The organism is Aureimonas ureilytica DSM 18598 = NBRC 106430 (assembly GCF_000382705.1).
GTDB lineage: Bacteria > Pseudomonadota > Alphaproteobacteria > Rhizobiales > Rhizobiaceae > Aureimonas > Aureimonas ureilytica.
In genome coordinates this window covers 226,124-239,053 of the sequence record NZ_ARQE01000002.1, presented here as the reverse complement: position 1 = coordinate 239,053, position 12,930 = coordinate 226,124, and the positions used below count along the sequence as shown (strand labels likewise).

Genomic DNA, 12,930 nt, shown 5'->3' with positions numbered 1-12,930 from the left:
GATGAGGGGCGGCCGCTCACCGCCGCGCCGCTGGCTCGCGCTGGGGGAGGTCGGTTCCACCAATAGCGTCGCGATGGAAGCAGCGCGGGCCGGCGATCCCGGTCCGCTCTGGATCACGGCGGAGCGCCAGTCGGCGGGGCGAGGGCGGCGTGGCCGCCCTTGGTCGTCTGAAGTGGGCAATCTCTACGCGAGCCTCCTGCTCCTCGATCCGGCGCCTCTGCCGTCGCTGGGGCAACTGCCGCTCGTGATCGCCGTCGGCATGCGTCGGGGTTTCTCGAACCTTTCCGGGCTTGACGCTGATCGCGTTCGGATCAAGTGGCCGAACGACATCCTAATCGACGGCGCGAAATGCGCCGGAATCCTCGTCGAAAGCGAACGCACCCCGGACGGCCGTCAGGCGGTCGTGATCGGCTGCGGCATCAATGTCGAGCTGTGTCCCGACGACGCGCCCTATCCCGTGACGACGGTTCGGCGCGCCGGCAGCGCCGCCAGCGTTCGCGATGTGTTTCTCGCTTTGGCCGACGGCGTGGAGTCGGCTCTGGACTTATGGCGGTCGGGACGCCATTTCTCCGACATACGGACGGAATGGTTGGCGGGCGCCGCTGGGCTCGGCGAGCCCTGCCGCGTGAATCTCCCGGATCGAAGCTTGGAAGGGCGTTTCGCCGATCTGGATGCGTCGGGGCGACTGGTGTTGGAAACCCAGGATGCGCGGCGCCTCGAGATCTCGGCTGGAGACGTCTTCCTTCTGCCGCGCCAGCGCGAGCAGAGCGCTCAGTGAGTTTGCAGGTGACCCCTGCCTTATCGAAATGACGATGCCGGTTTTCGGCAATATGAAAGTGACGTGAATTGAACGAGTTGGTTTTCGTGCCGCTGGGCGGCATCGGCGAGATCGGTATGAATCTCGCCCTCTACGGATATGGTCCGGCCGATAACCGGGAATGGATCGCGATCGATTGCGGCGTGTCCTTCGCGGGTCCCGAACTGCCGGGCGTCGATCTCGTGCTTCCCGACACGACCTTTCTGGAATCGCAGCTTCATGCGCTGAAGGGGATCATCATCACCCACGCGCACGAGGACCATTACGGCGCGGTGCTCGACCTCTGGCCGCGCCTGAAGGCGCCGGTCTATGCGACGCCCTTCACTTCGGCGCTTCTCGCGGCCAAGCGCGAGGGCGAGCCGGGGGCGCCGAAGGTTCCGGTGACGATCTTCCGCGCTGGCGATCGGTTCGATGTCGGCCCGTTCTCGATCGAAGCGGTGAACGTCACCCACTCGATCCCCGAGCCGGTGGCGCTGGCCATTCGCACTCCGCTCGGCACCGTTCTCCACACGGGCGACTGGAAGATCGACGCGACGCCCGGCCTCGGTCAGCCGACGGACGAGAAGCGCCTGCGGGAGATCGGGGACGAGGGCGTTCTGGCCCTCGTCTGCGATTCCACCAACGCCATGCGCGAAGGCGAGTCGCCGAGCGAGAAGGAGGTCGCGGCCTCGCTCGCCGAGATCATCCGCTCCGCCAAGGGCCGCGTCGCGGTGACCACCTTCTCCTCCAATGTGGGGCGCATCCGGTCCATCGCGCAGGCGGCCGATGTGGCCGGTCGCCAGGTTCTCCTGATGGGCCGCTCGATGAAGCGCGTGGCCGATGTCGCCTCGGAGCTCGGCTATCTGGAATCGCTGCCGCCTTTCGTCAGCGAGCAGGATTTCGGCTATATCCCGCGCGAGAAGGCCGTGATCGTCTTGACAGGCAGCCAGGGCGAGCCACGGGCCGCGCTCGCCAAGCTGGCGCGCGACGAGCATCCGGCGGTCGCGCTCTCGTGCGATGATACGGTCATCTTCTCCTCGCGCAGCATTCCCGGAAACGAGAAGGCGATCAACGACATCAAGAACGGGCTCATCGAGCGCGGCATCATCGTGATCGAGGATCACGACAAGCTCGTTCACGTGTCGGGCCATCCGCGCCGCTCCGAGCTTCGTCGCATGTACGAGTGGACGCGCCCGCAGATCGCGGTGCCCGCCCACGGCGAACCCGCCCATCTCTTCGCCCATGCCGAACTCGCCAAGGAGATCGGCGTCAAGGACGTCGTGTCGCTGCGCAACGGCAAGATGGTGCGTCTGGCGCCGGGTCCCGCTTCGATCGTCGACGAAGTGCCGGTCGGCCGGTTCTACAAGGACGGGTTCCTGATCGGCGGCACCAAGGAAATGGGCATCGACGAGCGTCGTCGACTAGCCTTCGCGGGTCACGTGTCCGTGCTGGTGGAGCTCAACGCCAAGCTGGAGCTGGAACTCGATCCGGAAATCGTCGCCATGGGGCTTCCCGAGCGCGACGAGAACGGCGACGATATGACGGAAGTCCTGTTGGACGCGGCGGCGGGCGCGGTAGAGAGCATTCCGCGCGGGCGCCGGAAGGATCTGGAACTCGTGCGCGAAGCGGTTCGTCGCGCGGTTCGCAGCGAAGCCAACGACGCCTGGGGCAAGAAGCCGGCCGTCACGGTTTTCGTGGTCAAGAACTAAGGGCCGTCCGTTTCCTTCGAGGAAACGGGACGGCCGGGAGGAGGATCGATGGGCATCGTCACATCCGTTGCGATCTATTTCGTCATCTGGTGGACGGTGCTCTTCGTCATCCTGCCGATCGGCATGCGCTCGCAGGTCGACGAGGGTGAGGTGATCCTCGGCACGGCGCACAGCGCTCCGGCGCGATTCTCGCTTTCGAAGATCGTGTTGCGCACGACGATCGCGGCGAGCCTTCTGTTCGCGCTCTTCTATGTGGGAACGGAAGTGCTCGGGTTCGGCATCGACAGCTTCCCCCACATCGTCCCGGGAACCTGACCGACCACCACCCGCCAGGTTCGTCAGTCTTCAGCTCTAGCCGCGCTCCGTCACCTCTGGTGGCGGGCGATTTCGGCATGCGTGTCGGAAAGCTTCGCGCAAGCCTCGGGTGGTTGGATGAGGGAGCAGAAGGCCAAAAAAAATGCGAGGCAGAGCCTCGCATTTGAAAATCACAAGCCTGGATCTTGCTTCAGCCCTTGGGCCAAGGCTGCGCTTTCGCGCGCCGAAGATCACGTCCTCCCAAACGCGACTTGCGGAATTCGTGCGCCATTCGACGCTTGTTGGTAGAATGAGACTAAACCGCGAATCTGGCCGCTGTCGAGACCCATGGCAGAAATGTGACGATTTTTTTCGCAGGGCGCTGCCGATCCGGGCATCGGTCGGAGGATCGGCAAGCGCGCCCGGACCTTGAGCCGTTCGCGAGCCGCGCTTTGCATTCGGTTCCCGAGCCGTTAAGAAGCCGGCGAGGGAGTTCGCCTCCCGTCCCCTTGTCTGGCCCGAGCTTCGAGTTCCCATGCGCCTTTCCCGCTACTTTCTGCCGATTCTGAAGGAAACTCCGAAGGAAGCGGAAATCGTCTCGCATCGTCTCATGCTGCGCGCGGGCATGATCCGCCAGCAGGCGGCGGGCCTTTATTCGTGGCTGCCGCTCGGCAAGCGCGTTCTCGACAAGGTCTGCGCGATCATCCGCGAGGAACAGGACCGCTCCGGCGCGATCGAGATGCTGATGCCGACCATCCAGTCGGCCGATCTCTGGCGCGAGAGCGGCCGCTACGACGATTACGGCAAGGAGATGTTGCGCATCCAGGATCGCCACGAGCGCGATCTCCTGTTCGGCCCGACCAACGAGGAGATGATCACCGACATCTTCCGGTCCTATGTGCGGTCCTACAAGGACCTGCCGCTGAACCTCTATCACATCCAGTGGAAGTTCCGGGACGAGGTGCGGCCGCGCTTCGGCGTCATGCGCTCGCGCGAGTTCCTGATGAAGGACGCCTATTCCTTCGACATCGACTACGAGTCGTCGAAGACCGCCTATGATCGTATGTTCGTGGCGTACTTGCGCACCTTCGAGCGGATGGGCCTCAAGGCGATCCCGATGCGCGCCGACACGGGCCCGATCGGCGGCAAGCTCAGCCACGAGTTCATCATTCTCGCCTCGACCGGCGAAAGCGAAGTCTTCTGCCATCGCGATTATCTCGACATGGCCGCTCCGAGCGAAGGCGTCGATTTCTCCGATGCGGGCGCGCTCGCCGAGATCGTGACGCAGTGGACGACGCCCTATGCGGCGACCGAGGAGATGCACGACGAGGCCGCCTGGAACGGCGTGTCGGAAGGCGACCGCGTGGCGGCACGCGGCATCGAAGTCGGCCACATCTTCCATTTCGGCACCAAATATTCCGAGCCGATGAAGGCGTCCGTGACCGGCCCCGACGGGAAGGAAACCCCGGTCTTCATGGGCTCCTACGGCATCGGCCCGAGCCGCCTGATCGCGGCGATCATCGAAGCCTCGCATGACGAGAACGGCATCATCTGGCCGAAGGGCGTCGCGCCCTTCGACGTCGGCCTCGTCAACATGAAGCCGGGCGACGCCGATTGCGATGCCGTCTGCGAGCGTCTCTATGCCGAGCTGCAGGCCGCCGGACAGGACGTGCTCTACGACGACCAGGACACGCGCGCCGGCGCCAAGTTCGCGACCATGGATCTGATCGGTCTGCCAGTTCAGGTCATCGTCGGACCGCGCGGCGCGAAGGCCGGGGAAGTCGAGATCAAGCTGCGCGCCGGCGGCGATCGCGAGACGCTGCCGGTGGGCGACGTCATCCGCCGTTTGACGGCATGAGCGTGACCCTGCGATGAGTTCCGTGTCCGCCGCGCCGCAGGCTGTTCCTCCCGCCTTCAAGACGAAACCCTTTTCGCGTTTCGAATGGATGATCGCGGGGCGGTATCTGCGATCGCGGCGGCGCGACGCCGGCGTCTCCGTCATCGCCGGCTTCTCCTTCGTCGGGATCATGCTGGGCGTCGCGGCGCTCATCATCGTCATGTCCGTGATGAACGGCTTTCGCGGCGAGTTGCTGACTCGCATTCTCGGCGTCAACGGCCATGTCATCCTGCAGCCGATGGACTCGCCGCTGACCGATTACGACGCGGTGGCGCAGCGCATCGCCGGCGTGCCGGGCGTCGCCTACACGATGCCGCTCGTGCAGGGGCAGGTTCTGGCGACGGGCTCCAACAACGCCAGCACCGGCGCCCTGGTGAAGGGCGTGCGGGGGGGCGACCTCCTGAAGCTGAAGCCGGTGGCTTCCAACATCAAACAGGGCACGATCGAGAATTTCGACACGAGCCAAGGCGTCGCCATCGGCAGCCGGCTCGCGGATTCGCTGGGCCTGCGGCTGGGAGACAGCATCACGCTGGTTTCGCCCGAAGGCGACGTGACCCCGCTCGGCGTCACGCCGCGCGTGAAGGCCTATCCGATCGTCGCGATCTTCGAGATCGGCCTGTCGGAATACGATGCGGCCTATGTCTATATGCCGCTCAGTGAGGCGCAGCTCTTCTTCAACCAGGAGAACCAGGCGCAGTCGATCGAGATCTTCGTCGATGATCCCGACAAGGTGACCTCGCTCCAGGCGCCGATCGAACAGGCCGCCGGCCGACCGAACTACACGATCACCTGGCAACGCCAGAACGAGAGCTTCTTCTCCGCGTTGGAAGTGGAGCGGAACGTGATGTTCATCATCCTGACGCTGATCGTTCTCGTCGCTGCGCTCAACATCATTTCCGGCCTGTTCATGCTGGTGAAGGACAAGGGGCGCGACATCGCGATCATGCGCACGATGGGGGCGACGCGCGGCTCGATCATGCGCGTCTTCCTGATCACCGGCGCCTCGATCGGCGTCGCGGGAACGCTCGCCGGCTTTGCGCTCGGAACGCTGTTCTGCCTCAATATCGAGAACCTGCGGCAGTTCTTCTCCTGGCTGTCCGGCGTCCCGATCTTTCCGCCGGAAATCTACTTCCTCAGCCGTCTGCCGGCGGAGATCGACCCGCGCGAAGTCGTGACGGTCGTGCTCATGGCGGTCGGCCTGTCTTTCCTTGCGACGATCTTCCCTTCCTGGCAGGCGTCGAAGCTCGATCCGGTCGAGGCGCTTCGGTACGAATGATGCAAACCGCTTCCCTTCGGCTCGAACGCGTCGAACGCCATTTCCTTCAGGGCGAGTCGCGCCTGACGATCCTCGACCAGGCCGATCTCGCCATCAGCCCCGGCGAGATGGTGGCGCTCGTCGCGCCGTCCGGCTCCGGCAAGTCCACGCTCTTGCACATCGCGGGGCTTCTTGAGCGGCCGGACGGCGGCGACGTCGTGGTTAACGGCCAATCCTGCGGCGCGCTCGACGATGCGGGGCGCACGGCCATGCGGCGCGCGGCGATCGGCTTCGTCTACCAGTTCCACCATCTCCTGCCCGAATTCACGGCGCTCGAAAACGTCATGCTGCCGCAGATGATCGGCGGCCTGAAGCGTGATGTCGCGGCCGAGCGGGCGCATGCGCTGCTCGACTACATGCGCCTGGGCCATCGCACCAAGCATCGCCCGTCCGAGCTTTCGGGTGGCGAGCAGCAGCGCGTCGCCATTGCGCGGGCGGTGGCCAACAATCCGTTCGTGCTTCTGGCGGACGAGCCCACCGGCAATCTCGATCCGACCACGTCGAACTACGTGTTCGACGCCATGACGGCTCTCGTTCGGCAGTCCGGGGTCGCGGCGCTGATCGCCACGCACAATCACGATCTCGCCCGGCGAATGGACCGGGCCGTGACGCTGCAGGACGGCAAGATCCTCCCGCACACGCTTTGAGTTGATGGGAGCGAAAGGGCGCTCCCGTCGATAGCTGCGACCGGATGCGGCAACTTGCCGACGTCCTTGATGCAGCGATTCCGCATCCCGACAGTTAGACGGCCATCTTCGAACCGTTCCAACTGATGGGAACTGCCCTTGTCCAGCGTTCTTCGAACCGAAGCGGCCGCCGCGCATCCGCCTCTTTGCACAGACCTCGTTCCCGCCGATCGGGTCAGCGGCAGGCTGCGCGAGGCGCTCGCCGAGCGCGCTGAAATCGACGACATTTCCGGCGCACCCCGCTCCATGTCGTCCGTACAGATCGAAGCGCTGCGCGCCATGCTCGCGCGTGTTCTCCCGGCGGCCGGTGATTACGGCATGGATCTGGCACTGCGGCTCGATCGGATGATGGACGAGCAGGACGGCAATGGCTGGCGCTACGAGGCCCTGCCGACCGACCCGGAGGCCTACAAGGCCGGGCTCGATACGCTCGACGCGATCGCACAAGCGTCGAACGGCCGCCGCTTCGCCGATCTGTCCGGCGAGGAGCAGGACAGCCTGCTCGACGCCATCCAGACCACGCAGGTGGTCGCCCCCACAGTTGCCGCGCCGTTCGATGCCGAGCAGATGGCGCTGTGGTTCGAAGAGGTGCGCTCCGACGCCGTTCGCCATTACGTCGCCCATCCCGCCATCATGGCGCGGATCGGCTATTCGGGCTTCGCCAATGGCGGTCGTGCGGGGGAGGGCTTTGCCGGGTTCCGCGAGATCGGTATCGACCGGCGCGAATCCTGGGAGCCACAGCCTGTCGGGACCACCCCGGCGCGGGAGGCCGTTCGATGAGGCTCGATCAGATGGCGCGGTACCAGCCGGGCGAGACCGTCGACGCGGTGGTGATCGGAACCGGAGCGGGCGGCTCGCCGCTTCTGGCTCGGCTCGCGAAGGCGGGGCTTCGGGTCGTCGCGCTGGAGGCGGGGTCCAACCGCTCGCAGGATGAATACGCGGCTGACGAGGCGCTGTCCTCCGACCTCTACTGGATGGACGAGCGGATCAGCGGCGGCGCGACGCCGGAGGCCTTCGGGGCCAACAATAGCGGCGTCGGGGTCGGCGGCTCGATGCTGCATTGGGGCGCCTTCGTGCCGCGCGCCGACGCGCGCGACCTGCGCTTGCGCACCGAAACGGGGCAGGGGCGTGACTGGCCGCTGCGGCTCGAAGAACTCGTGCCCTATTACGAGGAGATCGAGCGCTTCGTCGGCGTGTCCGGTCCGCCCTCCTATCCGTGGGACCCGGCTCGAGGCTACGCTTTGCCGCCGGTCCTACGGAACGCACCCGCAGAGGCCATGGCCGCCGGATGCGCGGCGATCGGTGCCCGAGCGAGTGACGGGCCCGTCGCGGTCGTCTCACGGCGCTTCGAGCAGGAGGGCGCGCCGGCTCGCGGGGCTTGCGTGAACTGCGGCTACTGCCACCAGGGCTGCCGGAACGGGGCCAAGACCTCGATGGACGTGACCTATCTTCCGCTCGCCGTTGCACGGGGCGCGGAGATTCGCCCCAATTCCTTCGCGACGCATTTCGAATTCGACTCGCAGGGGCGCGTCTGCGCCGTCGTTTATCAGCAGGACGGCGAGGAGAAGCGGCAGCGCTGCGCCAATGTCTTCCTGTGCGCCGGCGCGATCGAGACGCCGCGCCTTCTCCTGCGGCAGGGCGTCGGCAATTCGAGCGGGCAGGTGGGGCGCAACTACACGGCCCATGTCGCGACGCAGGTCTGGGGCACGTTCCCGCAGGAAATGCGGATGAACAAGGGCTATCCGTCCGCCCTGATCACCGAGGACATGCTGCGCCCCGGCGACGCGGATTTCGCGGGCGGCTATCTCGTGCAGAGCCTCGGCGTGGTGCTGCAAACATGGGCCGATCAGGTGGCGCGCGGGCGCGGCCTTTGGGGCCAGCGGCTGACGGATTATCTCGACCGCTACAACCATGTCGCCGGGATCGGCATAAACGGCGAAGGCCTGCCGAGCGACGACAATTACATGGTCCTGTCGGACGAGACGGACGGGCGCGGAATGCCGAAGCCCATCATCCGGTTCGGCTATGGCGAGAACGAGAAACGACTGCGCGCTCACGCGGTGCGCTTCATGACCTCGATCTGGGAAGCCGCCGGGGCGAGCGACATTTGGGTGCTCGACCGCACGGCGCACACGATCGGCACCTGCCGGATGGGGAGGGACGCGAGCGAGAACGTGGTCGATCCGTTCGGCCAAAGCTTCGACATTCCCAACCTCTGGATCGCCGACAATTCGGTGTTTCCGAGTTCGCTCGCGGCCAACCCGGCGCTGACGATCATGGCGCTCAGTCTTCGCACCGCCGATCATTTCCTCGGTCGCTCGCGAGCCGGCTGACCCGTTTCCTCGGCATCGACAGGTTCGAAGCCCGACGCCTCGGCGTCGGGCTTTTTTACGTTTTGATAAGGCTTCCGATCTCGTTCCGCATTTGTTCTTGCAGTTTCCGTAAAACTGGAACAAAGTAGGAACGCAAGCTGAAGGAGATCGAAATGCTGGTTCTCAGAGAAATCGCCTCGCTCACCGCCGTGTCCGTCTTCGTCGCGGGCTTCGCCATGATGCTTCAACTGATGTGATCGCTCCGCCGTCGAAAGACGGGGACATCCTCCGAGGTGGGCTGGACTCTGGCCTATGAATTGGGACACTGACGAATTCCTTGCCGAAGACATGGACAGCGAGTCGCGCGAGCGGCTCGACGTCGATGCACGGCTCGGCGGGTGCCTTGATGGTGCCCGCGCCGACCCCGAGGATTGCGTCATGGCCGAAGAGAAGACGGGCGCCGCTGCGCCGCTGCGGTTCATTCATCTTCGGGTGCACAGCGCCTATTCGCTACTCGAAGGCGCCTTGCGAACCGAGCAGATCATCAAGTTCGCCAAAAGCGACGGCGCGCCGGCGATCGGCATTGCCGACACGGGCAATCTCTTCGGTGCGCTGGAATTTTCCGAAAAGGCGGCGAAATCCGGCATTCAGCCGATCATCGGCTGCCAGATCGAAGTCGATTTCCACGATGTGGAAGGCAATCCGCGCGATCGGTCCGGTTTCGGATCGACCGGGTCGATCGTTCTGATGGCGTCGACCGAGAGGGGCTACGAGAACCTCGTGGAACTCGTCTCGCGCTCCTATCTCGCCCATGACGGCAATATGCGCCCGCACGTTCTCGTGGAATGGCTGGGCGAGCAGGCCGAGGGTGTCATCGCTCTGACCGGCGGTCCGCTCGGGCCGATCGGCACCGCCATCACGGCCGGGCAAAGCGCGGTCGCGCGCGCGCGGCTGGAAACGTTGGCGGGCTTCTTCGGCGACAGACTCTATGTCGAATTGCAGCGGCACGAGGGACGGGCCCGCCGCACCGAACCCGAGACCGTGGCGCTCGCCTACGAACTCGGCCTGCCGCTGGTCGCGACCAACGAGCCCTTCTTCTTCTGCAACGAGGATTTCGACGCGCATGACGCGCTGATCGCCGTCGCCTCGAACCGGCTCGTCAGCCACGAGGATCGCCGCCGGCTGACGCGCGATCATTGCCTGAAATCGCAGGAGGACATGGCGGTCCTCTTCGCCGATCTGCCCGAGGCGATCGAGAACACGATCGAGATCGCACGGCGCTGCTCCTACCGCGTGCGCACGCGCAAGCCGATCCTGCCGCGTTTCGCGGGCGCCGACGCGGATGCGACCGAGGCCGAACTCGCGGAAGCCGCCGAGCTTCGCCGTCAGGCGGAGGAAGGGCTGGAGGCGCGTCTGGCCGCCCATGGTCCGGCGCCCGGCCAGACGGTCGAGACCTATCGCGAGCGGCTGGAATTCGAGCTCTCGGTCATCGAGCGCATGAAGTTCCCCGGCTACTTCCTGATCGTGTCGGACTTCATCAAATGGGCGAAGCTGGAAGGCATTCCGGTCGGCCCCGGTCGCGGATCGGGCGCGGGCTCGCTCGTCGCCTATTCGCTGACGATCACCGATCTCGACCCGCTCCGCTTCGCCCTCCTGTTCGAGCGCTTCCTCAACCCCGACCGCGTGTCGATGCCCGATTTCGACATCGACTTCTGCCAGGATCGCCGCGAAGAGGTGATCCGCTACGTCCAGCGCAAATATGGACGCGAGCAGGTCGCGCAGATCATCACCTTCGGTTCCATGCAGGCGCGCGCTGTCTTGCGCGACGTCGGTCGCGTGCTCGAAATGAGCTACGGGCATGTGGACAAGCTCTGCAAGCTCGTGCCGCAGAACCCCGCCAATCCGGTGACCCTGGCGCAGGCTCTGGAGGACGAGCCGCGCCTTCAGGAGGAGCGTCGCAAGGAAGAGGTGGTGGATCGCCTCCTCAGCATCGCGCTGAAGCTCGAGGGCCTCTACCGCCACGCCTCGACCCACGCGGCCGGCATCGTGATCGGCGACCGGCCGCTGTCGAAGCTCGTGCCGATGTATCGCGACCCGCGATCCGACATGCCCGTCACCCAGTTCAACATGAAATGGGTGGAGCAGGCCGGGCTCGTGAAGTTCGACTTCCTCGGCCTGAAGACGCTGACGACGCTGAAGACGGCCGTGGACCTGATTGCCCGGCGCGGGGACCGGATCGATCTCGGCGCCGTGCCGCTGGACGACAAGCCGACCTACGAGCTTCTGACGCGCGGCGAAACGGTCGGCGTGTTCCAGGTGGAATCGGTCGGCATGCGCAAGGCGCTGATCGGCATGCGGCCCGATCGGTTCGAGGACATCGTCGCGCTGGTGGCGCTCTATCGCCCCGGCCCGATGGAGAACATCCCGGTCTACAACGCCCGCAAGCACGGCGAGGAAGAGGTCGAGATCATCCACCCGAAGATCGAGCCGATCCTTCGGGAAACGCAGGGCGTGATCGTCTACCAGGAACAGGTCATGCAGATCGCGCAGGTCCTGTCCGGCTATACGCTGGGCGAGGCCGATCTCCTGCGTCGCGCCATGGGCAAGAAGATCCGCGCGGAGATGGACGTGCAGCGCGTGCGCTTCGTCGATGGTTGCGTCAAGAACGGGATTCCGAAGGCGCAGGCCAACACGATCTTCGACCTTCTGGCGAAGTTCGCCGACTACGGCTTCAACAAGAGCCATGCGGCCGCCTATGCGCTCGTCTCCTACCACACGGCCTATCTGAAGGCGAACTATCCGGTCGAGTTCCTGGCCGGGTCCATGACGCTCGACATGGGCAACACGGACAAGCTCAACGATTTCCGCCTCGACGCCAAGCGCCTGGGCATCGAGGTCGTGCCGCCCTCCGTTCAGCTTTCGCACCGCCCCTTCGAAGTGCGGGACGGCCGGATCATCTATGCGCTCGCCGCCATCAAGGGCGTCGGCGAGCAGGCGGTGGACCATATCGTGCAGAAGCGCGAGGACGGCGGCACGTTCAAGAGCCTCGAGGATTTCTGCGCGCGGATCGACCCGAAGATCGTCAACAAGCGCACGCTGGAGCATCTGATCGCCGCCGGCGCGCTGGACTGTTTCGGTCACGACCGGGCCAAGCTCTGCGGCAATCTCGAAAAGCTCTCCGCCTATGCCGCGCTGGCGCAGGAGGGACGGACCTCCGGCCAGCATGACATGTTCGGCGGAAGCGGCGAGCCGGAGCCGCTGCGCCTTGCCGAGGTGCCGGGCTGGACCACCGCCGACAAGCTGCTGCGCGAATTCCAGTCGATCGGCTTCTACCTCTCGGCCCATCCGCTGGACGAGTACAAGGACGCCATGAAGCGCATGCGCGTCCAGACCTATGCCGAGGTCGTGGCGGGCGTGCGCAAGGGGCAGACGGCGGGCCGGCTGGCGGGAACCGTCACGTCGCGCCAGGAGCGCAAGACGCGCACCGGCGGGAAGATCGGCATCGTGCAATTGTCCGATCCGACGGGGCAGTACGAAGTCGTCCTCTTCACGGAGACCCTGATCACCTTCCGCGACATGCTGGAGCCGGGTGCATCGGTGATCGTGACCGTCTCGGCCGAGGATCGCCCCGAGGGCATCTCGCTGCGCGCCTCCGGCGTGCAATCGCTGGAAAGCGAGGCGGAGAAGATGCAGAAGGCGCTGCGCATCATCCTGCGCGATGCCAAGCCCTTCTCGCTGTTCCAGAGCCAGTTGAGGGCCGGGGGGGACAGCGACATCTCCCTGATCCTTCGCCCGGCCGACGGCGAGCGGGAGGTGGAGATCGCGCTTCCCGGCAAGTTCCGGGTCTCGCCGCAGATCGCGAGCGCGATTAAGGCGGCGCCGGGCGTCGTGGACGTCGAACTCACCTGACGCCGAAAAGGC

At 65.5% G+C, this 12,930-nt stretch carries 9 protein-coding genes; all 9 read left to right on the top strand.

Features of this window, described 5'->3' with window-relative positions; all coding sequences use genetic code 11:
• Position 1: 1 nt before the first annotated feature.
• The 9 genes from B146_RS0104910 to dnaE all read left to right on the top strand — a co-directional run bounded on the left by B146_RS0104910 (position 2) and on the right by dnaE (position 12,918).
• Entirely contained in the window at positions 2-778 is a 777-nt protein-coding gene (locus tag B146_RS0104910; protein WP_026358336.1) for a biotin--[acetyl-CoA-carboxylase] ligase, read from the top strand.
• Positions 779-894: 116 nt separating this feature from the next.
• Entirely contained in the window at positions 895-2,505 is a 1,611-nt protein-coding gene (locus B146_RS0104905) for a ribonuclease J (RefSeq protein ID WP_081630933.1), read from the top strand.
• 48 nt (positions 2,506-2,553) lie between these two features.
• Positions 2,554-2,820, top strand: a complete 267-nt coding sequence (locus tag B146_RS0104900; protein WP_019995304.1) for a DUF1467 family protein — start codon at positions 2,554-2,556, stop codon at positions 2,818-2,820.
• 514 nt (positions 2,821-3,334) lie between these two features.
• The gene (proS, locus tag B146_RS0104895; RefSeq protein WP_019995303.1) at positions 3,335-4,657 is read left to right on the top strand and encodes a proline--tRNA ligase; all 1,323 of its coding nucleotides are present in this window, start codon (positions 3,335-3,337) and stop codon (positions 4,655-4,657) included.
• 13 nt (positions 4,658-4,670) lie between these two features.
• A complete protein-coding gene (locus B146_RS0104890) occupies positions 4,671-5,972 on the top strand; it encodes a lipoprotein-releasing ABC transporter permease subunit (RefSeq protein WP_026358335.1) in 1,302 nt (433 codons plus the stop codon).
• The gene (locus B146_RS0104885) at positions 5,972-6,658 is read left to right on the top strand and encodes an ABC transporter ATP-binding protein (protein ID WP_155897368.1); all 687 of its coding nucleotides are present in this window, start codon (positions 5,972-5,974) and stop codon (positions 6,656-6,658) included. The genes B146_RS0104890 and B146_RS0104885 overlap by 1 nt, the downstream gene beginning before the upstream one ends.
• 138 nt (positions 6,659-6,796) lie before the next feature.
• Complete coding sequence (locus B146_RS25060; protein ID WP_019995300.1) at positions 6,797-7,477, top strand: gluconate 2-dehydrogenase subunit 3 family protein; 681 nt, start codon at positions 6,797-6,799, stop codon at positions 7,475-7,477.
• Complete coding sequence (locus B146_RS0104875; RefSeq protein ID WP_019995299.1) at positions 7,474-9,030, top strand: GMC family oxidoreductase; 1,557 nt, start codon at positions 7,474-7,476, stop codon at positions 9,028-9,030. Before B146_RS25060 ends, B146_RS0104875 begins: the two co-directional genes overlap by 4 nt.
• A 417-nt stretch (positions 9,031-9,447) precedes the next feature.
• On the top strand, positions 9,448-12,918 hold the full coding sequence (gene dnaE, locus B146_RS0104865; protein ID WP_026358334.1) for a DNA polymerase III subunit alpha: 3,471 nt from the start codon (positions 9,448-9,450) through the stop codon (positions 12,916-12,918).
• Positions 12,919-12,930: the final 12 nt, after the last annotated feature.